General features: G+C 31.8%; 21 protein-coding genes. 16 read left to right on the top strand and 5 right to left on the bottom strand.

The genetic code is table 11. The annotated features are described in order from the left end of the window. Nucleotide 1 precedes the first annotated feature (1 nt). The 16 genes from sdhD (at nt 2) to atpC (ending at nt 19,892) form a co-directional block, all read left to right on the top strand. Nucleotides 2–328, top strand: coding sequence for a succinate dehydrogenase, hydrophobic membrane anchor protein (sdhD, locus tag SAR11_RS01215; RefSeq protein ID WP_011281567.1), 327 nt, complete (start codon nt 2–4; stop codon nt 326–328). After that, nucleotides 328–2,100, top strand: a complete 1,773-nt coding sequence (gene sdhA / locus SAR11_RS01210) for a succinate dehydrogenase flavoprotein subunit (protein WP_011281566.1) — start codon at nt 328–330, stop codon at nt 2,098–2,100. The genes sdhD and sdhA overlap by 1 nt, the downstream gene beginning before the upstream one ends. Continuing rightward, entirely contained in the window at nt 2,100–2,873 is a 774-nt protein-coding gene (locus tag SAR11_RS01205; protein ID WP_011281565.1) for a succinate dehydrogenase iron-sulfur subunit, read from the top strand. Before sdhA ends, SAR11_RS01205 begins: the two co-directional genes overlap by 1 nt. A 24-nt stretch (nt 2,874–2,897) precedes the next feature. Continuing rightward, nucleotides 2,898–4,391 carry a CoA-acylating methylmalonate-semialdehyde dehydrogenase gene (locus SAR11_RS01200; protein WP_011281564.1) on the top strand — a complete coding sequence of 498 codons (1,494 nt, stop codon included), beginning with the start codon at nt 2,898–2,900 and terminating at the stop codon, nt 4,389–4,391. 8 nt (nt 4,392–4,399) lie between these two features. Further along, nucleotides 4,400–5,362 carry a malate dehydrogenase gene (mdh, locus tag SAR11_RS01195; RefSeq protein ID WP_011281563.1) on the top strand — a complete coding sequence of 321 codons (963 nt, stop codon included), beginning with the start codon at nt 4,400–4,402 and terminating at the stop codon, nt 5,360–5,362. Next, a complete protein-coding gene (sucC, locus tag SAR11_RS01190) occupies nt 5,362–6,522 on the top strand; it encodes an ADP-forming succinate--CoA ligase subunit beta (RefSeq protein WP_011281562.1) in 1,161 nt (386 codons plus the stop codon). Before mdh ends, sucC begins: the two co-directional genes overlap by 1 nt. Nucleotide 6,523: 1 nt before the next feature. Further along, complete coding sequence (gene sucD / locus SAR11_RS01185; RefSeq protein ID WP_011281561.1) at nt 6,524–7,399, top strand: succinate--CoA ligase subunit alpha; 876 nt, start codon at nt 6,524–6,526, stop codon at nt 7,397–7,399. A gap of 34 nt (nt 7,400–7,433) precedes the next feature. After that, nucleotides 7,434–10,337 (top strand): 2-oxoglutarate dehydrogenase E1 component, encoded by a 2,904-nt coding sequence (locus SAR11_RS01180; protein ID WP_011281560.1) that lies wholly within the window; start codon nt 7,434–7,436, stop codon nt 10,335–10,337. 2 nt (nt 10,338–10,339) lie between these two features. Next, nucleotides 10,340–11,617: a 2-oxoglutarate dehydrogenase complex dihydrolipoyllysine-residue succinyltransferase gene (gene odhB, locus SAR11_RS01175; protein WP_011281559.1), complete on the top strand. Its 1,278-nt coding sequence runs from the start codon at nt 10,340–10,342 to the stop codon at nt 11,615–11,617. Next, entirely contained in the window at nt 11,618–13,018 is a 1,401-nt protein-coding gene (lpdA, locus tag SAR11_RS01170; RefSeq protein WP_011281558.1) for a dihydrolipoyl dehydrogenase, read from the top strand. A 22-nt stretch (nt 13,019–13,040) separates the two neighbouring features. Then, nucleotides 13,041–14,996 (top strand): replication restart helicase PriA, encoded by a 1,956-nt coding sequence (gene priA / locus SAR11_RS01165; RefSeq protein WP_011281557.1) that lies wholly within the window; start codon nt 13,041–13,043, stop codon nt 14,994–14,996. 110 nt (nt 14,997–15,106) lie between these two features. Beyond that, complete coding sequence (atpH, locus tag SAR11_RS01160; RefSeq protein ID WP_011281556.1) at nt 15,107–15,664, top strand: ATP synthase F1 subunit delta; 558 nt, start codon at nt 15,107–15,109, stop codon at nt 15,662–15,664. Beyond that, entirely contained in the window at nt 15,665–17,200 is a 1,536-nt protein-coding gene (gene atpA, locus SAR11_RS01155; protein ID WP_006997678.1) for a F0F1 ATP synthase subunit alpha, read from the top strand. A 3-nt stretch (nt 17,201–17,203) separates the two neighbouring features. Next, nucleotides 17,204–18,079, top strand: coding sequence for a F0F1 ATP synthase subunit gamma (locus SAR11_RS01150; RefSeq protein ID WP_011281555.1), 876 nt, complete (start codon nt 17,204–17,206; stop codon nt 18,077–18,079). Between the two features lie 2 nt (nt 18,080–18,081). Beyond that, the gene (atpD, locus tag SAR11_RS01145) at nt 18,082–19,500 is read left to right on the top strand and encodes a F0F1 ATP synthase subunit beta (RefSeq protein WP_006997680.1); all 1,419 of its coding nucleotides are present in this window, start codon (nt 18,082–18,084) and stop codon (nt 19,498–19,500) included. Beyond that, nucleotides 19,500–19,892 (top strand): ATP synthase F1 subunit epsilon, encoded by a 393-nt coding sequence (atpC, locus tag SAR11_RS01140; RefSeq protein ID WP_006997681.1) that lies wholly within the window; start codon nt 19,500–19,502, stop codon nt 19,890–19,892. Before atpD ends, atpC begins: the two co-directional genes overlap by 1 nt. Here the strand turns inward: atpC and SAR11_RS01135 are convergent. The 5 genes from SAR11_RS01135 to SAR11_RS01115 are packed head-to-tail and all read right to left on the bottom strand — an operon-like array spanning nt 19,885 to nt 23,639. Then, entirely contained in the window at nt 19,885–20,361 is a 477-nt protein-coding gene (locus tag SAR11_RS01135) for an RNA pyrophosphohydrolase (protein WP_006997682.1), read from the bottom strand. The two genes, atpC and SAR11_RS01135, sit on opposite strands and share 8 nt — an antisense overlap. After that, nucleotides 20,362–21,501, bottom strand: a complete 1,140-nt coding sequence (locus tag SAR11_RS01130; protein ID WP_006997683.1) for a S41 family peptidase — start codon at nt 21,499–21,501, stop codon at nt 20,362–20,364. It lies immediately after the preceding gene. Next, complete coding sequence (gene rsfS / locus SAR11_RS01125; RefSeq protein WP_006997684.1) at nt 21,498–21,848, bottom strand: ribosome silencing factor; 351 nt, start codon at nt 21,846–21,848, stop codon at nt 21,498–21,500. Before rsfS ends, SAR11_RS01130 begins: the two co-directional genes overlap by 4 nt. 17 nt (nt 21,849–21,865) lie before the next feature. Beyond that, nucleotides 21,866–22,408 (bottom strand): nicotinate (nicotinamide) nucleotide adenylyltransferase, encoded by a 543-nt coding sequence (gene nadD / locus SAR11_RS01120; RefSeq protein ID WP_011281554.1) that lies wholly within the window; start codon nt 22,406–22,408, stop codon nt 21,866–21,868. Beyond that, nucleotides 22,389–23,639 carry a glutamate-5-semialdehyde dehydrogenase gene (locus SAR11_RS01115; protein WP_011281553.1) on the bottom strand — a complete coding sequence of 417 codons (1,251 nt, stop codon included), beginning with the start codon at nt 23,637–23,639 and terminating at the stop codon, nt 22,389–22,391. The genes nadD and SAR11_RS01115 overlap by 20 nt, the downstream gene beginning before the upstream one ends.

Below are 23,639 nucleotides of genomic sequence, written 5' to 3'. Positions count from 1 at the left end.
AATGAACTCTGTAACAAAAAAATGGCTGTTCATGAAAATTAGTTCAGTAATTTTAGTACCTTTAATGATTTGGTTTATTCTAAATTTAGTTTCAATTTTTGATAAAGATTATATTGAGGTTGTTAATTTCTTTACCACTCAACCATCTAAAATTTTAGTTTCTTTAACACTAGTATTTGCTTACTTTTTTTCTACCCTAAGTATTAGCGAAGTATTTGAAGATTATATTCAGAATGAAAAAATCAAAAATGCCGCAAACAAAGTACTTAATATTTTTGCTATAATAATGCCAATTATAACAATAACTGTAATATTGAATTTAAACTAATGAGCTCATATAAAATAATAGACCACGAATACGATGTCATCGTACTTGGTGCCGGAGGATCAGGTCTAAGAGCTGCTGTTGGTTTAAGTGAAGCTGGTTTAAAGACAGCCTGCATTTCAAAAGTATTTCCAACAAGAAGTCATACCTCAGCTGCACAAGGAGGAATTTCTGCATCTTTAGGGAATATGGGTGAAGATGATTGGCGTTGGCATATGTATGATACTGTTAAAGGTGCTGACTGGTTAGGTGACCAAGATAGTATTGAGTATCTTTGTAAAGAAGCTCCAGCTGCTGTTATAGAGTTAGAAAAATATGGAGTTCCATTTAGCAGAACTGATGATGGCAAAATTTACCAAAGACCTTTTGGTGGAATGACAAAAAATTATGGTAATGGAATTGTTCAAAGAACATGTGCAGCTGCAGATAGAACTGGACACGCAATACTTCATACTCTTTATGGACAAGCTTTAAAACATAACACTGAATTTTTTATTGAATATTTTGCTTTAGATTTATTAATGAAGGATGGTGAATGCAAAGGTCTTATTGCTTGGAATTTAAATGATGGAACAATTCATAGATTTAGAGCGCACAGCACAATAATTGCAACAGGGGGTTACGGAAAAGCTTATTATTCTGCAACTTCAGCACACACTTGTACTGGAGATGGAAATGCAATGGTTTTAAGAGCAGGCTTACCATTACAAGATATGGAATTTGTACAATTTCACCCAACAGGAATTTATGGGCACGGAACTTTAATTTCTGAAGGTGTTAGAGGTGAAGGTGGATATTTAGTTAATTCAAAAGGTGAAAGATTTATGGAGCGTTACGCACCAAAAGCTAAAGACTTAGCATCTAGAGATGTAGTAAGTAGATCAATGTCAATTGAGATTAACGAAGGAAGAGGTGTGGGTAAAGAACAGGATCATGTTCATTTACACTTAAGTCATTTAGACAAAAATATTATTGAAAGTAGACTTCCAGGAATAACGGAAGCAGCAAGATTATTTGCAAATGTTGATGTAACTAAGGAGCCAATACCAGTAGTGCCCACCGTTCATTATAATATGGGAGGTATCCCAACAAACTATAAAGCTGAAGTATTAACAGGAAATGATTCTGAAACAGTTCCAGGATTAATGGCAATTGGTGAGGCTGCCTGTGTTTCTGTTCATGGAGCAAATAGATTAGGATCTAATTCTTTAATTGACCTAGTTGTATTTGGAAGAGCTGCAGCCAAGAGAGCTGCAGAACTTGTAAAACCAGGAACTCCACACGAGGATATAGGAGAGGCTGAAACAGAAAAATGCTTAGAAAGATTTGATAAATTAAGAAACTCTAACGGTGAAAATAGTACAGCAGAACTTAGACTTTCAATGCAGAAAACTATGCAATCAAAGTGTGCTGTTTTTAGAACAGAAAAAACGCTTAAAGAGGGTGTTGATAATATTAGAAAAGCATACGATGGAATGGAATCAATTTCTGTAAAAGATAAGTCACTTGTTTTCAATACTGATTTAGTGGAAACATTGGAATTTGATAATTTGATTAGACAAGCAATTACAACAGTGGATTCTGCTTATAATAGACAAGAGAGTAGAGGTGCGCATGCAAGAGAAGATTTCCCAAAAAGAGATGATGAAAAATTTATGCAACACACTATTGCTTGGTGCAATGGAAAAGATTCAAAAATTGGATATAGACCAGTTACTAAAACAACTTTAACAAATGAAGTTCAATACTTTCCACCTCAAGAAAGAGTTTACTAGTGGTTCAAATAAATTTACCTAAAAATTCAGAAGTTCAAAAAGGCAACTATTACCAAGATAAGACTGGGTCAAAAAATATTAGAAAAGTAAATGTTTACAGATGGGATCCCTCAAATGGAGAAAACCCAAGAGTAGATACCTATGAAGTGGATATGGATAATTGTCCTTCAAAAGTATTAGATATTTTAAATAAAATTAAAAACGAAATTGACCCATCATTAGCTTATCGTAGATCGTGTGCACATGGAGTTTGTGGATCTTGTGCAATGAATATGGATGGTAAAAATGGTTTAGCATGTACAAAGCCTCATTCAGAAATTGAAGGTGATATAAATATTTATCCATTACCTCATTTAAAAGTTAAAAAAGATTTAATTGGTGATTTAAGTGGATTATACAAACAGTATGAATCAATCGAGCCATGGCTAAAAACAAATACAAAAGTTGAAACCACTGAGATATTACAAACTAAAGAAGACAGAGTAAAATTAGACGGTGCATATGAATGTATCATGTGTGCATGCTGCTCAACATCTTGTCCAAGTTATTGGTGGAATGGTGATAAATATTTAGGTCCTGCAGTTTTACTTCAGGCTTATAGATGGATAGTTGATAGTAGAGATGATGAAAAAAAAGAGAGATTAAAAAAAGTAGCTGATGAGCTTAAACTTTATAGATGTCATACTATTATGAATTGTACTAATGCTTGTCCAAAGGGATTAAATCCAGCAAAAGCTATAGCTGAATTGAAAAAAATGCTTGCAACAAGCTAATTACCCCTTTAAATAACACCATTCATGAATTTATTAGAACATTTTGTTGGCGGAAAGCTAATTTCAGGCTCTTCTGACAGAAAAAGTAAAGTTTTTAATCCAGCAACTGGTGAACAAGAGTCTGAGGTAAGATTAGCCAGTAAAACTGATCTAGATAAAGCTGTAGAAGTAGCTCAAAAAGCTTTTGAAACTTGGTCTTTAAAACCTTCACTTCAAAGAGCAAGGGTAATGTTTAAATTTAAAGAGTTAATAGAAAAAAATGCCGATGAACTTACAAAGTTAATAGTTTCAGAGCATGGGAAAGTTTATGAAGATGCCAAAGGTTCTTTAACAAGAGGACTAGAAGTTGTTGAATTTGCGTGTGGGATTCCACATTTACTTAAAGGAGAATTTTCAGAAAATGTAGGAACAAATGTAGATAGTTGGTCTATGCGACAACCACTTGGAGTTGTTGCTGGAATTACACCTTTTAATTTTCCTGCAATGGTGCCAATGTGGATGTTTCCTATTGCTATTGCATGTGGAAACACATTTATTTTAAAACCATCAGAAAAAGATCCATCTTGCCCACTAAGATTAGCAGAATTGCTAACAGAAGCAGGACTACCAGATGGTGTTTTTAATGTTGTTAATGGAGATAAAGAAGCTGTTGATGCGATTTTAACAAACAAAGATGTCAAAGCTGTAAGCTTTGTAGGCTCAACACCAATTGCAAAATATATTTATGAAAACTCTGCAAAAAATGAAAAAAGGGTTCAAGCTTTAGGTGGTGCAAAAAATCATTTAGTTGTAATGCCTGACTGTGACCTTGATGGTGCGGTAAATGGATTAATGGGTGCTGCATATGGGTCTGCAGGAGAGAGATGTATGGCACAATCAGTAGCAGTAGCTGTAGGAGATATAGGTGATGAGCTAGTTGCTCGTTTATCAAAAAAAGCTGAAGCATTAAAAGTAGGACCTGGTATGGATAAAACATCTGAGATGGGTCCACTAGTTACCAAAGAACATTTAGAAAAAGTAAAAAGTTATGTTGATCTTGGAGTTGAAGAAGGTGCTAAATTAGTTGTTGATGGAAGAAATATAAAACTTCAAGGATATGAAAATGGTTTTTTTATAGGGGGTTGTTTATTTGATCACGTTAAAAAGGATATGAGAATTTATAAAGAAGAAATATTCGGACCTGTTTTATCAGTCATAAGAGTTAAAACTTTTGAAGAAGCAACAAAGTTAATTAACGACCATGAGTATGGTAATGGAGTAAGCATTTACACAAGAGATGGTGATGCTGGAAGAACGTTTGCTAGTAAAATTCAAGTTGGTATGGTTGGAATTAATGTTCCAATACCTGTACCAATGGCATTCCATAGTTTTGGTGGATGGAAAAGATCATTATTTGGAGATAGTGCAATGCACGGAGCTGAAGGAATTAAATTTTATACAAAGCTTAAAACAGTAACATCAAGATGGCCTTCTGGAATAAGATCTAATGCAGAATTTGTCATGCCAACAATGAAATAAGGAGAGAAATGAAAAAAATATCTTTAATAGGAGCGGGTCAAATTGGGGGCACTCTTGCTCACTTAATAGGAACTAAAGAAGTAGCTGATGAGGTGGTACTTTTTGATGTTGCAAGTGGTATAGCTAAAGGAAAAGCTCTAGACATAGCTCAATCTTCCTCTGTTGATGGTTTTAATGTAAAATTTTCAGGTACAGACAATTATGAAGATATAAAAGATTCAGATGTAATAATAATCACTGCAGGAGTTCCAAGAAAACCAGGAATGAGCAGAGATGATTTATTAGGTATTAATTTAAAAATTATTAAACAAGTAGCAGAGGGTATTAAAAAAAATGCACCCAATGCATTTGTAATATGCATTACAAATCCACTAGACGTTATGGTGATGGCCTTTCAAAAATTTTCAGGCTTACCAGCAAATAAAGTAGTTGGAATGGCAGGAATTTTGGACAGCTCAAGATTTAAATTATTTTTATCCCTAGAGCTTAATGTTCCGGTAAAAGAAATTGAAGCAATGGTTATGGGAGGTCATGGAGACACAATGGTGCCCCTACCAAGATTTACAAAAGTTTCAGGTAAACCATTATTAGACTTAGTTAAAGAAGGAAAAATATCTCCAGAAAGGTTAGAAGAAATTAATCAAAGAACTAGAGATGGAGGAGCTGAGATTGTTAAATATCTAGAAAAAGGTTCTGCATTTTATGCACCAGCAGCTTCAGGTGTACAAATGGCAGAAGCATATTTAAAAGATGAAAAAAAATTACTTCCATGTGCAGTTCATTTAAATGGTGAATATGGAGTTAGTAATGTTTATGCTGGTGTACCAGTAATAATTGGTAAAGATGGTGTTGAAAAAATAGAGCAAATAGATTTAGATGAAAAAGAAAAAAAAGAATTTATGCACTCTATAGATGCTGTGAAAGCATTATGGGAAGCTGCATCTAAAATAGATCCAGATCTTTCTAAATAATGAATATTCACGAACACCAGGCCAAGCAAATTTTAAAAAAATATGGAGCGGTAGTTCCTGAAGGAGTTTTTGCTTTTACAGTTGATGAGTTGATTGAAAAAGCAAAATCATTAAAAACAGAAAAATTTGTTTTAAAAGCACAAATTCATGCTGGTGGACGAGGTAAAGCTGGAGGTGTAAAAATTTTAAACACAATTGATGAATTAAGTGTTGCTGCAAAAGAATTGCTTGGAAAAACACTCGTAACACATCAAACTGGCCCAGCAGGAAGAGAAGTAAAAAGATTATATGTAGAAGAGTCCTCTAATATTGATAAAGAATTTTATTTATCTTGTTTAGTAGATAGAGCAAGTTCAAAAATAGTATTTATATCCAGCGATCAAGGTGGAATGGACATTGAAGAAGTTGCAGAAAAAACTCCAGAAAAAATTATAACAACTAAAATAGATATTACTGATGAAATTTCTGATGCTGACTGTGAAAAAATAATTGCAATTTATGCTTTAGCAGATGATGCAAAAAAACAAGCAATAGCGCTGATAAAATCAGTATATAAAATGTTTTTAGGCACAGACGCCAACATGGTTGAAGTTAACCCACTAATATTAACTAAAGAAAAAAAAATAATTTGTTTAGATGCAAAAGTTAATTTTGACTCTAATGCTTTATTTAGACATCCTGAAATAATCGAGCTTAGGGATTTAAATGAAGAAGATCCCACAGAAATAGATGCGAGTAAACACGATCTTGCTTACATAAAGCTAGATGGAAGCATTGGCTGCATGGTCAATGGAGCAGGTCTTGCAATGGCAACAATGGATATAATTAAATTATATGGTGAAGAGCCAGCAAATTTTTTAGATGTTGGAGGAGGAGCTTCAAAAGAAAAAGTTTCAGCTGCTCTTAAGATTATTCTTTCGGACAAAAATGTTAAAGGCATATTAATAAACATTTTTGGGGGAATTATGAGATGTGATGTCCTTGCTCAAGGTGTTGTTGATGCTGCCAAAGAAATAAATATAAGTGTTCCATTAGTAGTTAGACTTGCAGGAACAAACTTTAAAGAAGGAAAAGAAATTTTAGATAATTCAGGATTAAAATTAATTTCAGCAGAAAATTTAGATGATGCTGCACAAAAAATAGTAGAGGCTATAAAATAGAATGTCAGTTTTAATTGATAAAAATACAAAAGTTATATGCCAAGGTTTTACAGGTACACATGGAACTTTTCATTCAGAACAAGCATTAAAATATGGAACTAATCTTGTGGGTGGAGTTACTCCAAAAAAGGGAGGACAAAAACATCTTGACCGTCCAGTATTTAATACTGTAGCTGAAGCAAAACAAGAAGTTGGCGCTGATGCAACTATGATTTATGTGCCAGCAAAATTTGCAGCGGCAGCTATTATAGAAGCAATTGATGCATCCATTGAGCTTATAGTTTGTATTACCGAAGGTGTACCAATTCAAGATATGCTTCGTGTAAAACAAAAGCTAAATAATTCAAAAAGCAGATTGATAGGACCTAATTGTCCAGGAATAATTACGCCTGATGAATGTAAGATTGGAATTATGCCTGGAAATATTCACAAGAAAGGTTCTGTTGGAATTGTTTCAAGATCTGGAACTTTAACTTATGAGGCAGTTGCACAAACAACTGAAAACGGATTAGGACAATCTACTTGTATAGGAATTGGTGGAGATCCAATAAATGGAACAAACTTTATTGATTGTTTAGATTTATTTTTAAATGATGCTGAGACGGAATCTATTCTTATGATTGGTGAAATTGGTGGTTCTGCAGAAGAAGAAGCGGCTGAATTTGTTAAAAACCATAAAATAAAAAAACCTATGGTTGGATTTGTTGCTGGAATAACCGCACCTCCAGGAAGAACAATGGGTCATGCAGGAGCTATTATTTCAGGTGGTAAGGGCGGAGCAGAAGATAAGATAAAAAAAATGGAAGAATGTGGAATTACAATTGCAAAATCACCATCAGAACTTGGCAAAACATTATTTAATAAATTATCTAATTGAAAATTATTTATCTGATATTATATCAATAGAATAGATGTCATCATCAAAAAATCTCGAATTCGAAAAAACTTCATTTCTTAGTAAGTCTAACAGTGCATTTATAGAGCAAATGTATTTAAAGTTTATAAATAAAGACAAAGATCTTCCTGAAAGCTGGCAAAATTATTTTGAGGGTATGAGTGAAGATTTAAGTATGATTGCCAAAGAAATTAATGGTCCATCATGGAATATAAAAAAAAAAATTGATATTGATGAAGTTGAAAAAAGGATTGAAGAAGATGAAAAAAAACTTTCTAATGAAGGCAACATTGCAAAAGTTAATTCAAAAGATTTAGTCAAAAGCAATATTAACTCAATTAGAGCTGTTGCGTTAATTAGAGCATATAGACAAAGAGGACATTTATTAGCTAAGCTTGATCCTCTAGGAATGATGGAAACAGAATATCTAGATGAACTTCATCCTGAGCATTATGGATTTAAAAAAGAAAATTATGATGAGAAAATTTATTTAGATGGCGTAATTAATAAAGAACACTCTTCTATAAAAGAAATATTAAATTTCCTAAATAAAACTTACTGTGGTCCAATTGGTTATGAATATATGCACATATCAAACCCAACAGAAAGAAAATGGCTTAGAGATAGAATTGAGCAAGATGAGAACTCTCTTCAATTTACGAAAAATGGTAAAGAAGCTATTTTAATGAAACTAATTCAAGCAGAAGGTTTTGAAAAATTTTTACATAAAAAATATGTGGGTACAAAAAGATTTGGTTTAGATGGGGGAGAAGGCTTAATACCTGCGCTAGAACAAATAATTAAAATTGGTGGGCAAGCTAAAGTTAAAGAAGTAAAAATTGGTATGTCTCATCGAGGAAGACTTAATGTATTAGCAAATGTATTACAAAAATCTTACAAAAGAATATTTAATGAATTTGCAGGAGATATTCAAACATCAGGGGAAGAAGGTGCGGGAGATGTAAAATACCATCTAGGGGCATCATCAAATAGAGAGTTTGATGGCAATTCTGTGCATGTTAGTCTTACAGATAACCCTTCACATTTAGAAGCAGTCAATCCTGTGGTACTAGGACAAACTCGAGCAAAACAATTTTTTCACAAAGATAAAGAAAGAAATAAAGTTATACCAATTCTGATACATGGAGATGCAGCCTTTGCTGGACAAGGAGTTGTGACTGAATGTTTTGCCATGTCTGGTTTACCAGGCCATAATACAGGTGGTACAATTCATATTATTGTTAATAATCAAATAGGCTTTACTACAAGCCCAAGGTTTGCAAGGTCATCACCATATCCATCTGATGTTGCAAAAATGGTAGACGCTCCAATACTTCATGTGAATGGAGATGATCCAGAAGCAGTTGTTTATGCAACAAGGATTGCAACAGAATTTAGATTAAAATTTAATAGAGACGTAGTGGTTGATTTGATCTGTTATAGAAGATTCGGACATAATGAAGGAGACGAACCTTCTTTTACACAGCCATTGATGTATAAAAAAATTAGGTCTCACCCTACACCAGTTGAGATGTATGGGAAAAAATTAGTAAATGAAAATACACTTTCAGAAAGTGAGTTAAGTAAATTTAAAACAGATTTTAAAAATTTGCTTGATGATCAATATAAAAATGCAAAAGACTATAAACCAAAAATAGAATGGTATGAGGGAACATGGTCAAGATATAAACCAGAAAAAGGAAAAGATAAAAGAGGTGTAAGTGGCTATGATCAACAAAAACTTTTAGAAATTTCTGAAAAAATTAATGCAACTCCAGAAAAATTAAAATTACATAAAACTATTGTTAAAATTTTAGATGCTAGGAAAGCATCGGTATCTAATGGAAAAGGTATTGACTGGTCAACCGCTGAAGCACTAGCATTTGGATCATTGTTAGAAGAAGGTTATCCAGTAAGATTAGTTGGACAAGATTCTGGTAGAGGAACATTTAGTCAAAGACATTCAGTTTTGAGGAATCAAGAAGACAACTCTAGATATATACCTTTAAATAATATTTCAAAAAATCAAATGAGATATGAAATAGTTGATAGTTTTTTATCAGAATTAGCAGTTTTAGGTTTTGAGTATGGATATAGTTTAGTTGAACCTAATACTTTAACTATTTGGGAAGCACAATTTGGAGATTTTGCAAATGGAGCACAAGTAGTTATTGATCAGTTTATTGCATCAGGAGAAAGAAAATGGACTAGAGCATCAGGGCTAGTAATGCTTTTACCTCATGGATATGAAGGCCAAGGACCAGAACACTCTTCAGCAAGACTAGAAAGATTTTTACAACTATGCGCAAATGATAACTTACAAGTATTGAATTGTACAACTCCTGCAAATTATTATCATGCTTTAAGACGACAAATGCATAGAGAATTTAGAAAGCCATTAATAATAATGACTCCAAAATCTTTATTAAGAAATAAGCATTGTGTTTCAAATATAGAAGACTTTGGTAAAGATAACTTTTTTCATAGAATTTTATGGGATCATGCACTAGATGAAGAAAATGGATTTATAAAATTAAAAGAAAGCTCAAAAATTAAAAAAGTAATTTTATGTTCAGGAAAAGTTTATTTTGATCTACTAGAAGCAAGAGAAAAACTTAAGAAAGACGATGTAGTATTGTACAGAATTGAACAACTTTATCCTTTTCCGGTAAAAAGTTTAGTTAGAGAAATTAAAAAATATGCAAAAAATGCTAATTTTTATTGGTGCCAAGAAGAACCAAAAAATATGGGGGCATGGTTTTCTGTAAGAGATTATATACAATGGACATTAGAAACTATTAACGCTAATAATACTGGAATTTCTTATATAGGAAGAAGCCCAGACGCGTCTCCAGCTACAGGTTATGCAAAAAGACATCTTGCCCAACAACAAGAAATTATAAAAAAGGTTTTTGAATAAAAATGAGCGAAAAAATTTTAGTACCAGTTCTTGGAGAAAGCATTACTGAAGCGACAGTTGCTAAGTGGCTTAAGAAAGAAGGCGATACAGTGGTAGCTGATGAGGCAATTGTAGAATTAGAAACTGATAAAGTTAATTTAGAAGTACCATCTCCAATTGATGGGGTTTTGTCCGAAATAAATTCTAAAGATGGAGAAACAGTTGAAGTAGGTGCTCTTCTTGGTATGATAAGTCAAAATGGAGCTCAACCATCTGAAAAAAAGATAATTACAAAAATTGAACCTAAGAAAACAGAAAATAATGTAGTTAATTTAGAAATTAAAAAAGAAGCTCCTAAAGTTCTTAAAGAACCTGAAGAGGAAGAGCCATTGGTATTAACCAATGAGGTTAAAGAGGAGAAAACTAATTCTTCAAATAATAATAATGAAATACTTTCACCAGCAGTAAGAAAAATTGTAGTTGAAAATAAAATTGATTTAAAAAAAGTTAGTGGCTCTGGTAAAGAGGGTAGAGTTCTTAAAGGTGACCTAATTAGTATGATGGGAGAGAACCCTCAACCATCAGAAAGAAAAATTAAATACGGTCAAGAAGAGAGAATTAAAATGTCTAGGCTTAGACAAACAATTGCAAAAAGATTAAAACAAGCACAAGAAAATGCAGCATTATTAACAACTTTCAATGAAGTTGATATGACTGGCATAATGGAAATGAGAAAAGAGAACCAGGAAGATTTCCAAAGCAGATACGGAATTAAATTAGGGTTCATGTCATTTTTTGTAAAAGCATGTGTTGCTGCACTAAAAATGTATCCATCTGTTAATGCTGAAATTGATGGAGATGAAATTATTTATAAAAATTATTATAATATGAGTTTTGCAGTAGGAACTGAAAAAGGATTAGTAGTACCAGTATTAAGGGATGCAGATCAATTGTCATTTGCTGATATTGAAAAAAATATTAAAACTATTTCTGAAAAAGCGAGAGATGGAAAAATAACCATAGAAGACCTTCAGGGTGGAACTTTTACAATTAGTAATGGTGGAGTGTATGGTTCAATGTTATCTACTCCAATATTAAACTTACCTCAATCTGGTGTATTAGGTATGCATAATATAGTCGAAAGACCAATGGTAGTTGATGGTGAGATTAAAATTAGACCTATTATGTATCTTGCCTTATCTTATGATCACAGAATTATAGATGGAAAAGAGTCAGTATCATTCTTAAAAATGGTTAAAGAAAATTTAGAGGATCCAAGAAGGTTATTTTTAAATATTTAAATGTCAGATAAATTTCAAGCAGTAGTAATAGGTGGTGGTCCAGGAGGCTATGTGTGTGCGATAAGATTAGCACAATTAGGACTTAAAACCGCATGTATAGAATCAAGAGGTTCGTTAGGTGGAACCTGTTTAAATGTAGGGTGCATACCTTCTAAAAATTTATTAAATATTTCTGAAAATTATCATAAGGCACAAAATTTTTCTAAACTTGGCATAGAAGTGGGTGAGGTAAAACTTAATCTTCAAAAAATGATGCAAAATAAGGATAAAGCAGTAACAATTTTGACTAAAGGTGTAGAATTTTTATTTAAGAAAAATAAAGTCACTTACTTTAAGGGTACAGGAAGCTTTAAATCTGCAAATAAAATTTCAATATTAGATGATCAAAAAAAAGAAACTATAATTGAAACAGATAAAACAGTTATTAGCACCGGGTCAGTTCCAGTTGCATTACCAGGTATTGAATTTGATGAAAAAATAATTGTATCTTCAACAGGAGCATTAACTTTAGAAACTGTGCCAAAAAAAATGGTTGTAGTTGGTGGTGGTTATATAGGGTTGGAGATGGGATCTGTTTGGTCTAGATTAGGTGCTGAGGTTCATGTGGTTGAATTTTTAGAGCATATTACTCCTAGTATGGATAGAGAAATATCTACAGAGTTTATGAAAATATTAAAGAAACAAGGAATTAATTTTCATATGCAGACAAAAGTAGAAGGAATTAAAAAAAATGCTAATGGTGCTATAGTTTCAACATCAGATAAAGATGGAAAAAAAGCAGATTTTGATTGTGATGTAGTTCTTATATCTGTTGGTAGAAAACCTAATACAACTAACTTAAATTTAGAAGCAATTGGTGTTGAATTAGATGAAAAGAAAAGAATTAAAACTGACAAAACATTTCAAACAAATGTTAAGAATGTATATGCTATTGGAGATGTAATTGATGGACCGATGCTTGCTCACAAAGCTGAGGACGAAGGTATTGCAGTTGCAGAAAATATTGCAGGACAATCAGGACATGTTAATTATGATATTATTCCTGGAGTTGTTTATACAACACCAGAGGTTGCTTCAATTGGGAAAACAGAAGAACAATTAAAAGAAGCAAATACTAAATATAAAATTGGTAAATTTTCATTTATGGCAAATTCAAGAGCTAAAGCAATTGATGAAGCAGAAGGTTTTGTGAAAATCTTAGCTGATGAAAAAACAGATAGAGTTTTAGGAGCACATATTATTGGACCTCATGCAGGTGAATTAATTGGAGAAATTGGAGTAGCAATGGAGTTTGGTGCTAGCGCTGAGGATATTGCAAGAACGTGTCATGCGCATCCAACATTCTCAGAAGCTGTAAAAGAAGCAGCTTTATCAGTAGATAAAAGAGCAATACACTCTTAAAGTATTTTCATATTATAAAAATATGAAAGTACCGATTCTTATACCAAATATTTTTAATCATCCATTTACCTATAATTCAGATTTAAATTTAAAAGTTGGAGACTACGTGGCAGTGCCTTTTGGAAAGTCAGAGGTGACTGGAGTTGTATGGGATGATTTTGAAAAAAAAACAAACAAAAATTTTGCTATTAAAAAAGTTTTAAGAAAATTAGATGTTCCACCCTTAAAGAAAAATACAATTAAATTCTTAAATTGGTTTTCTGAATACAATATGACCCCTAAAGGTATGGCATTAAAATTGTTATTATTAAGTAGTGGCGCCATAGAAAAGTTACCAATTGAAGCTTATGAGCCATTCAAAATTGATATCAAAGAAAATGAAATAAAACTTTCTAAAGAGCAAAAAAATTCATTAAAAAAAATGAATGTATTAAATCAAAAATTTAGAGTTCATGTTTTACAAGGTACTACAGGCTCAGGTAAAACAATGGTCTATTTTGAAGCTTTAAAAGAGATAATTGATAAGGGTTTTCAAGGATTAATTCTATTACCAGAAATCGGATTAACAGGACAATTTCAAAATAAATTTATAGAATTTTTTGGTTTCAAGCCTGCTGTGTGGCACTCAGGTATTACAAAAAAAAATAAAGAAATTATTTGGAGTGGAATAGCAAATGATAAAATTAAAGTTGTAATTGGTGCTCGATCTTCATTATTTTTACCTTTTAAAAAACTAGGATTAATCATTGTTGATGAAGAACATGATCAATCTTATAAGCAAGATGAGGGAGTAACTTATAACGCAAGAGATATGGCAATTTCTAGAGCATCCTTTGAAAATATTCCAATCAATTTAATAACAGCCGTACCCTCTATTGAAACTTATGACAATATTAAAAAAGGCAAATATAGTTTATCAAAACTTGATCAAAGATATTTAAATGCATCTTTACCAAAATATGAAATAATTAATCTAAATAATTCCAAACTCGAATCTCAATCTTGGATAGCTAAAGAAACAATCGAGAAAGTAAAATTTCATCTTGAAAAAAAAGATCAAGTATTATTTTTTTTAAATAGAAGAGGATTTTCACCCCATGTTTTATGTAAAAAATGTTTTACTAGTTATTCATGTCCAAATTGTTCAATAAATTTAGTTTATCACAAAAACAAACAAAATTTATTATGTCACTACTGTGGATACAAAACTTTACTAAATAGGGACTGCTCAAAAGAAGGAAAATGTGATTTTATTTTTAGTGGGCCTGGAGTTGAAAGGATATCAGAAGAAGTAAAAAAAATTTTTCCCACCAATGAAACAACTATATTTTCTAGCGATACAATGAATAAAAAAAGTTCAGCAGATGTTTTAGAAAAAATTATAGATAATAAAATTCAAATTTTAATTGGAACTCAATTAATTTCTAAAGGATTTCACTTTCCAAGTTTAAATTGTATTGTTGTTGTTGATATCGATTTATCATCACAAGGTCACGACCTAAGAGGTGCTGAAAAGAATTTACAATTATATCATCAACTTTCAGGTAGAGCAGGAAGAACAGGAAAGCCAGCAACTGTTTATTTTCAAACTTATAATTTAGATACCAAAATGATAACAGACATTACCAATAAAGATCCTGATATTTTTTTAGATAAAGAACTTGAAATTAGAAGGGAAAATAACCTTCCACCGTTTCAAAGATTTATTGCCTTAATAATTACCGGTAATAATGAAAGAGAACTTGAAAAAGAGGCTTATAAATTTAAAAGTTTTATAGAAAGTGCTGTTGATGGTAGAGTGCTTGGTCCTGTAAATGCACCTATATTTAGATTAAAAAGAAGGTTTAGAGTAAGACTTTTGATCAGGGGTCGAAAATCTCTCAAGGTTCAAAATTCCCTTTCAAAAGTCATTGAAAAATTCAAATTTCCAGCTGGAATGAAACTAACGGTTGATGTTGACCCAATAAACTTCAATTAACAAAGAAAAAACAAGACTTTTAGACAATGTGTGACTTGAAGAGCTAGGAGTCATATGTTAATTAAAACAAAATTTTAATAAATCTTCTAATATTTATAAGGAACAATAAATTGAGCAAAAATAAAGGTTTTTCTGAAACATCAGCAGGTAGATATTCCCTGGCACTTTATGAATTAGCTGTAGAAGCTAATAATTTAAATGAGATCGAGGTTCATTCTGCTTCAATTATCAATTTAATTACTTCAAGTGAAGATTTTAAATCTTTAATCAAGGATCCAACGAATAACAAAGAAGACCAATTAAATGCTCTAAGTAAAATTTCAGAACAATATAAATTGAATGAATTATTAACTAAATTTTTAAGCTTTCTAATATCTAAAAGAAGATTCTTTTATGTGGATAAAATTCTAAAAAGCTTTGTTGAGACATGTTCAGTCAAAAGAGGTGAATTAAAAGCAGAATTAACTTCTGCAAAAGATCTTACCGAAAATGAAATTAACAATATAAAAGAAGAATTGACTAAAAACTTTAGTTCAAAAATAAAATTAAACTACAAACACGATGCAAGTTTAATTGGGGGTTTGATTGTGCAAGTCGGAAGCACAATGGTGGACACTTCCATTAAAAATAAATTACAACAAATCGAAAATAGGATGATAGAGGCATAAATGGATATAAACCCATCAGAAGTAACAAAGATATTAAAAGAGCAAATTAAAAAATTTGGCGATAAAGCAGAAGTGACTGAGGTTGGTCAAGTTTTGTCAGTAGGAGATGGTATTGCTAGAGTGTACGGATTAGACAATGTTCAAGCTGGAGAGATGGTAGAATTTTCTGATGGATCAAAAGGAATGGCTCTAAACTTAGAAAGTGAAAATGTTGGAGTTGTAATTTTCGGAGACGATAGAAAAATTAAAGAAGGTGACGTTGTTAAAAGAACAGGAAGTATTGTTGATACACCTGTTGGAAAAGAATTATTAGGAAGAGTTGTTGATGGATTAGGAAATCCAATTGATGGCAAAGGTGCTTTAGATAAAGCAACTAAAAGAAGTAGAGTTGAAGTAAAAGCTCCTGGAATTATTCCAAGACAATCTGTTAGTGAACCAATGCAAACAGGCTTAAAATCAATTGACAGTCTAGTTCCAGTTGGAAGAGGACAGCGTGAATTAATTATTGGGGATAGACAAACTGGAAAAACTGCAGTTGCTATCGATGCGATTATTAACCAGAAAAAAATAAATGAATCTGGTGATGAGAAGCAAAAACTTTATTGTATCTATGTTGCTATAGGTCAAAAAAGATCTACCGTTAGACAAATTCAAAAAACTTTAGAAGAAGCTGGTGCAATGGAATATACAACAATTGTTGCTGCTACTGCTTCAGATGCAGCGCCGCTTCAGTTTTTAGCACCATATACAGGCTGTACTATGGGTGAATATTATAGAGATAATGGTATGCATGCATTAATCATTTATGACGATTTATCTAAACAGGCTGTAGCTTATAGACAAATGTCACTTTTATTAAGAAGACCTCCAGGAAGAGAAGCTTATCCGGGAGATGTATTTTATTTACATAGCAGATTACTTGAGAGAGCAGCCAAGCTTAGTGATGAGCATGGTGGAGGTTCGTTAACCGCTCTTCCTATAATTGAAACGCAAGGTGGAGACGTATCTGCTTTTATTCCAACTAACGTTATTTCAATTACGGATGGTCAAATATTTCTTGAAACAGAATTATTTAACCAAGGAATTAGACCAGCGATTAACGTAGGTCTATCAGTTTCTAGAGTTGGATCTGCAGCACAAACAAAAGCAATGAAAAAAGTTTCTGGTTCAATGAAGCTAGAGCTTGCTCAATATAGAGAGATGGCTGCCTTTGCACAATTTGGATCTGATTTAGATGCATCTACACAAAAACTTTTAAATAGAGGTTCAAAACTAACTGAACTTTTAAAACAAAAACAATATTCCCCTATGACAGTTGCTGAACAAGTAATTTCAGTTTTCTGTGGAGTTAAAGGTTATTTGGATGATGTGGAACTTAAAGATATTGCTGAGTTCGAATCTAAGATTATTGAAAAATGTAAATCTGAAAAACCAGAAATTTTAGAATCTGTTTTAAGTTCAGGTAAGCTTGAAGAAGATACCGAAAAATCATTAGTTGATACTATCATGGAACTTAAGAAGAACTTTAATTCTTAAAATATGGCAACACTAGACGACTTAAAAAAAAGAATAGCGAGTGTAAAGTCTACACAAAAAATTACCAAAGCCATGAAAATGGTTGCGGCCGCTAAACTTAGAAGAGCGCAGGAAAATGCTGAAAAGGGAAGACCTTATTCTGAAAAAATGAATAACATTATTCTTAATTTATCTAGTGGCATTTCTGATAAGGAAAATGCTCCTAAGCTTCTTTCAGGAACAGGAGAAGATAAAGTGCATTTATGTATTGTGTTAACATCTGATCGTGGTCTATGTGGTGGTTTTAATACAAATATTATTAAAAAAGCCAAAACATATTTTCAAAAAATATCTGATGAGGGAAAAACTTTAAAAATTATAACTGTTGGATCTAAAGGTTATGATCAATTAAAAAGAGTTTATAAAGATGCTATCGTAGAGAGAATATCTTTTAAAGATTCAAAAACTATCAATTATCTAGATGCTGAAAAAGTGGGAAAAATGATAATTGAAAACTTTGAAAAAGAAGAATTTGATGTGTGTACAATTTTTTATAATAAATTTAAAAATGTAATCACTCAGATACCTCAAGAACAACAAATAATTCCTTTAAAAACATCTGAAGCAGAAGAAAATTCTTCTGAGGATAATTATGAATTTGAACCAGACGAAGATGAAATTTTAAGCAACTTATTGCCTAAAAATATATCTACTCAGATTTTTAAAGCGATGTTAGAAAATTCAGCTAGCGAACAGGGCTCAAGAATGAGTGCAATGGACAATGCAACCCGTAACGCAGGTGAAATGGTTGACAAGCTAACTATTGAGTATAATAGAAGTCGTCAAGCAGCTATTACAAAAGAACTAATTGAAATCATATCAGGAGCGGAAAGTTTATAATTATGAGCAAAGGAAAAATCACACAGATCATTGGAGCAGTAGTAGACGTAAAATTTGATGGAGAACTACCAGAAATTTTATCAGCATTAGAATGTAAAAATGGAGACAACAGATTAGTTTTAGAAGTTGCTCAGCATCTTGGTGAGTCAAGTGTTAGAACAATTGCAATGGATGCTACTGAAGGATTAAAAAGAGGAGACGAAGTAACCGCAACAGGTGCTCCTATACAAGTTCCAGTTGGTCCGGAAACTTTAGGAAGAATTATAAATGTAATAGGTGAACCTATCGATGAAAAGGGTGAAGTTAAAACAAAAGAAAAATGGCCAATTCATAGAGCTGCACCTGAATTTAGTGATCAGTCAACAGAGACAGAAATTCTAGTTACAGGAATTAAAGTAGTTGATCTATTAGCACCATACGCCAAAGGAGGAAAAATTGGTTTATTTGGAGGTGCGGGTGTTGGTAAGACAGTACTTATTATGGAATTAATTAACAACGTAGCAAAAGCTCATGGTGGATTTTCTGTGTTTGCTGGTGTTGGAGAAAGAACTAGAGAAGGAAATGACCTTTATCACGAAATGATAGATTCAGGCGTTATTAAGCCAGAAGGTCCAGGATCAAAAGCTGCATTAGTGTATGGTCAAATGAATGAACCCCCAGGAGCTAGAGCAAGAGTTGCCTTAACAGGTTTAACTGTGGCTGAATATTTTAGAGATCAAGAAGGACAAGACGTATTATTCTTCGTTGATAATATCTTTAGATTTACTCAAGCAGGTTCAGAAGTTTCTGCACTATTAGGAAGAATTCCATCAGCAGTGGGATATCAGCCTACACTTGCAACAGACATGGGTAATCTTCAAGAAAGAATTACGACTACTAACAAGGGTTCTATTACATCTGTACAGGCGATTTATGTACCAGCAGATGACTTAACTGACCCGGCACCTGCTACATCTTTTGCTCACTTAGATGCAACAACTGTATTATCGAGACAGATAGCTGAAATTGGAATTTATCCAGCAGTTGATCCTCTAGATTCCACTTCTAGAATTTTAGATCCTAGAATAGTTGGTGATGAGCACTACAGAGTTGCAAGAGAAGTGCAAAAAATTCTTCAAACTTACAAATCTCTGCAGGATATTATTGCGATTTTAGGAATGGATGAATTATCTGAAGAAGATAAATTAACAGTAGCTAGAGCGCGTAAAATACAAAGATTTTTATCACAACCTTTCTTTGTTGCTGAAGTCTTTACTGGTTCTCCAGGAAAATTAGTAGATTTAGAATCTACAATTAAGGGTTTTGCTGCAATATGTAATGGTGAGTATGATCATTTACCAGAAGCTGCATTTTATATGGTGGGCACAATTGAAGAAGCTGTAGAAAAAGCAGAAAAAATGGCGAAAGATGCTGCTGCATAATGAGTGAAGAGTTCAAAATAGAAATTGTAAACCCAGAAAAATCTTTTCTTTCAAAAGAAGATGTAACAGAAGTTGTTGTACCTGCTTTTGAGGGAGAAATGGGGATTTTAAAGGACCATATCTCAATTATTTCATTTCTAAAGCCGGGGATTATTAAAATCTTTTCTAAATCAGGCGAGGATAATTACTATGTTGAGGATGGAATTGTTGAATTTAAGAATAATAATTTATCAGTTCTAACAAGTTCTATTTTTAATATTAAAGATATTGATAAAGATAAAATTAGTGAACTACTTACTCAAGCAGAAGAAAATTCAAAAAATAGTGACATTACAGATCAAAATAAATACCTAGTTGATCAAAAAATTGATGTGCTAAAAACTCTTAATTAAGAATTTCTTTTACTTTTTCTTTAACATCTTTGTACACATGTAGCTTAAAGTCTACAACTAGGTCAGTTATATTTTCTAGATCAATCCATTTCCATTCAGAAAATTCAGGGTGTTTAGTTTTAATATCAATCTCATTATCTTGTCCTAAAAATCTCATTATAAACCACTTTTGTTCCTGTCCTCTATATTTACCTTTCCAAATTATACCTAGTAAGTTTTTTGGTAATTCATAAGAGATTAATCCATCACATTCTTTGATTAGTTCAACATTTTTTATACTAGTTTCTTCTTCTAGCTCTCTGTAAGCAGCAGTTAAATAGTCCTCACCCTTATCAACACCACCTTGGGGCATCTGCCAAAAATTTTTTTGATTATCAATCCTTTTTGCAACAAAAACTTTATTATCTTTGTTCAGGACAACAATTCCAACTCCATTTCTAAGAGGTAAATTTACTTTATTGTCTGACATTTATCCGTTGAATAATTTTATTGCAAAATTCAATTGATTATCAGTTTCAGAGTTAAATTTAAAATCATCCGAACCTTCTGCAACTTCTATATCGGGTGTTACACCTACTTCAGAAATAGATTTTCCTGAAGGGAGATAATATTTTGCGATTGTTAATCTAATAGCACCTCTATTTTTCAAAGGGATTATTGATTGCACAGAACCTTTTCCATAACTATTTTCTCCAAGTATAATAGCTCTTTTATGATCTTTTAATGCACCAGCTACTATTTCTGATGCTGAAGCTGATCCATAGTTAATAAGTATAATTAGTGTTTTACCATTTGTTAGATCACCTTTTTTAGCAAACCATTTTCTATTCTCTGAAGCTTGTCGACTTCTTGTTGATACAATCTCACCATTTTCTAAAAAAAAGTCTGAAATTTTAATTGCCTGAGAAAGCAAGCCACCTGGGTTGTTTCTTAAATCTAAGATATAACCCTTTAGATCTTTTTTTTTATTTAATTCATTAATTTTATCTTTAATTTGCTCACTGCTATTTTCGTTAAAGGAAGTTAATCTTATATAGCCAATGTTATTATCTATAAGTTCAGATTTTACAGACTGAACCTGAATAACTTCTCTCGTTATATTAAAAATTAATGCTTTTTTTACACCTCTTCTTCTAACTGTTATTTCAATACTTGATCCAACAGGTCCCCTCATTAAGTCTACTGCTTGCATTAATGTTTTGCCTTGGACCTGGGTATTATTAATTTTTACAATATAATCACCAGCTTTTAATCCTGCTTTTGATGCTGGAGTATTATCTATTGGTGATATTACTTTTACAACACCTGCTTCCATGCCAACTTCAATACCAAGCCCACCAAACTCTCCACTAGTTTCAGTTTGCATACCCTCAAAACTTTCAGGTGTCATATATGCAGAATAGGGATCAAGAGATTGCAATAAACCATTTATGGCTGAGTCCATACTTTTTGATTGATCAACTTCATCAACGTATTCTTTGCTAATTTTCTCAAGAACCTCACCAAACAAATCAATTTTTTTATATAAGTCGGTGTTTTCAGAAAAACTTTTTTGAAAAGTAAATAATAGTATTATAAAAAAAAGAAAAAATCTTTTAGTCAAAATCATATCATCACTTTTTCTTTAGGAATGATTTCTGACCATATTTTTTCTAATTCATAAAATTTTCTTTTATCGGGATGAAATATATGAACAATCAAATCTATACCATCAACTAATTTCCAATCACCACTTTCTTTTCCTTCAATTTTAGAATTTTTTATTCCATTGGTCTTTAATTTTTCTAGCACCATTTCAGATAAAGCTTGAATGTGTCTAGAAGAAGTTCCGCTTGCTATAATCATATAGTCAGCCATTGAACTTTTATTTTTAAGATCTATTGAAATAATATCTAGGGCTTTATTAGAATCTAGGGTTTTTAGGATTAAATCTTTAAGGTCTATGTTTTTTTCCATTAATTTATTTAACCTTATCAAATTTTTCTTAATTGAGAAGATGAAATATTAACCTTTTTAAAATTAATAAAAGATAATCTATTTTTATTTACACCGTTATAGGTCACAGACTTTAGCGATTTAGCTTTATATCCCTGTCGATCAAATACAAGTAGATTGCATTTTTTTATAATGGATTTCCATTTATACCATTTATGAAAATTGATTAGATTGTCAGCACCCATAATAAAATAGATCTCAAATTTTTTATCTTTATTTAAGTAATTGATGAGGTCAATTGTTTTATTGGAGAGAACTTTTTCCTCATAAAATTTTACTTTAATAAAATTATTTTTACCAATAATTTTTTTTGCAAATTTTATTCTATTTTTTAGATCTGTTTTACTTGTATTTTTAAATGGGTTTTGTTTAGTAATTGCCCATATAATATTTTTTAATTCTAATATTTTTTTAGCCTGTTTAGAAATTTCTAAATGACCTTTGTGAGCAGGATCAAAAGTTCCCCCCAAGATTCCAATTTTTGTCTTTTTTTGATTTAAGTTATTTTCTGGTTTTACCATTACTAATAATTTCGTATTTGTATGAAACGAGCTGCCCTAATCCAACAGGTCCTCGTGGAGGTAAAGTATTTGTTGAAATGCCAACCTCACCACCAAAACCAAATTCACCACCATCAGCAAATTGAGTAGATGTGTTATGCATTGCTATTGAACTTTTAACATTTTTTAAGAATTTATTTGCAGTTTTTTTATTTTTAGTAATGATAGAGTCAGTGTGCATAGTCCCATATTTATTAATATGGCTAATAGCATCGTCACAATCTTTAACTGTTTTTACAGACACTGTTGATGATAAATATTCAGTAGACCAATCCTTTTCTTTTGCTGGATAAATCTTTCCCTTGTAATATTTTTTCAAAAAACGATCTCCATAAATTTTGCAGTTATTTTCTTCTAACTTTTTTAAAATTGGGTTACAGAATTTCTTAACAATTTTTTCATGCATCAAAATTGTTTCAGTAGCGCCACAAATACTAGTGTTTCTTAGTTTCGCATTATAGGTAACGTTTGTAGCCATCTTTAGATTGGCATCTTTATCAATAAAAGTATGACAAAGACCTTCCAAGTGACCGATAATAGGGACGTTAGAAAATTGTTGAACTCTTTTTACTAAATTTTTTCCACCACGAGGTATTATTACATCAATATAATCTTTCATTTTTGAAAGCATAAAGTCGACCATTTTTCTGTCTTTAGAGTCTATAAATTGAATAAAGTTTTCATTCACTCTAGTTTCCTTAAGCGACTTTCGAAATAGTTTTGCTAAAATTTTATTAGTATTTATAGCTTCAGAGCCACCCTTTAAAATTACAGCATTTCCAGATTTAAAGCATAAACTTGCAACATCAGCTGTAACGTTGGGCCTGCTTTCATAAACAACACCTATAACACCAATAGGTATAGACACTCTGCTAATTGTTAAACCATTTGGTCTGCTCCATTTTTCTAAAGTAGCATCAACAGGATCTTTCAATTTAGCAATTTTATTTATAGAATTTTTTATGCCTATTAACTTTTTTTCATCAATAGTTAATCTTTCTATCAGATTACTTTTTAGGCCCTTGTTTAGAGCAAATTGAATATCTTTTTGATTAGCTTTAAATATAGATTTTTTTTCTTTGCCTAATAAGAAAGCATATTTTTTTAAAACTTTATTTTTAGTTTTTGAATTAACTTTATCAAGTGATACCTTTCTTGCATTTTGACCTATTAATCTCATATATCTGCTCAT

The organism is Candidatus Pelagibacter ubique HTCC1062, assembly GCF_000012345.1.
In the GTDB taxonomy this organism is placed as follows: domain Bacteria; phylum Pseudomonadota; class Alphaproteobacteria; order Pelagibacterales; family Pelagibacteraceae; genus Pelagibacter; species Pelagibacter ubiqueversans.
This window is presented reverse-complemented; position numbering and strand designations above follow the sequence as displayed.

Excerpts from the sequence above, each read along its gene's own strand:
- SAR11_RS01130 (WP_006997683.1), bottom strand. The coding sequence starts at position 21,501 with ATGATTTTGACTAAAAGATTTTTTCTTTTTTTTATAATACTATTATTT.
- atpD (WP_006997680.1), top strand. The coding sequence starts at position 18,082 with ATGAGCAAAGGAAAAATCACACAGATCATTGGAGCAGTAGTAGACGTA.
- sdhA (WP_011281566.1), top strand. The coding sequence starts at position 328 with ATGAGCTCATATAAAATAATAGACCACGAATACGATGTCATCGTACTT.
- lpdA (WP_011281558.1), top strand. The coding sequence starts at position 11,618 with ATGTCAGATAAATTTCAAGCAGTAGTAATAGGTGGTGGTCCAGGAGGC.
- sucC (WP_011281562.1), top strand. The coding sequence starts at position 5,362 with ATGAATATTCACGAACACCAGGCCAAGCAAATTTTAAAAAAATATGGA.
- nadD (WP_011281554.1), bottom strand. The coding sequence starts at position 22,408 with ATGGTAAAACCAGAAAATAACTTAAATCAAAAAAAGACAAAAATTGGA.
- priA (WP_011281557.1), top strand. The coding sequence starts at position 13,041 with ATGAAAGTACCGATTCTTATACCAAATATTTTTAATCATCCATTTACC.
- SAR11_RS01150 (WP_011281555.1), top strand. The coding sequence starts at position 17,204 with ATGGCAACACTAGACGACTTAAAAAAAAGAATAGCGAGTGTAAAGTCT.
- odhB (WP_011281559.1), top strand. The coding sequence starts at position 10,340 with ATGAGCGAAAAAATTTTAGTACCAGTTCTTGGAGAAAGCATTACTGAA.
- atpA (WP_006997678.1), top strand. The coding sequence starts at position 15,665 with ATGGATATAAACCCATCAGAAGTAACAAAGATATTAAAAGAGCAAATT.
- SAR11_RS01115 (WP_011281553.1), bottom strand. The coding sequence starts at position 23,639 with ATGAGCAGATATATGAGATTAATAGGTCAAAATGCAAGAAAGGTATCA.
- sucD (WP_011281561.1), top strand. The coding sequence starts at position 6,524 with ATGTCAGTTTTAATTGATAAAAATACAAAAGTTATATGCCAAGGTTTT.
- SAR11_RS01180 (WP_011281560.1), top strand. The coding sequence starts at position 7,434 with ATGTCATCATCAAAAAATCTCGAATTCGAAAAAACTTCATTTCTTAGT.
- atpC (WP_006997681.1), top strand. The coding sequence starts at position 19,500 with ATGAGTGAAGAGTTCAAAATAGAAATTGTAAACCCAGAAAAATCTTTT.
- sdhD (WP_011281567.1), top strand. The coding sequence starts at position 2 with ATGAACTCTGTAACAAAAAAATGGCTGTTCATGAAAATTAGTTCAGTA.
- SAR11_RS01200 (WP_011281564.1), top strand. The coding sequence starts at position 2,898 with ATGAATTTATTAGAACATTTTGTTGGCGGAAAGCTAATTTCAGGCTCT.
- mdh (WP_011281563.1), top strand. The coding sequence starts at position 4,400 with ATGAAAAAAATATCTTTAATAGGAGCGGGTCAAATTGGGGGCACTCTT.
- SAR11_RS01135 (WP_006997682.1), bottom strand. The coding sequence starts at position 20,361 with ATGTCAGACAATAAAGTAAATTTACCTCTTAGAAATGGAGTTGGAATT.
- rsfS (WP_006997684.1), bottom strand. The coding sequence starts at position 21,848 with ATGGAAAAAAACATAGACCTTAAAGATTTAATCCTAAAAACCCTAGAT.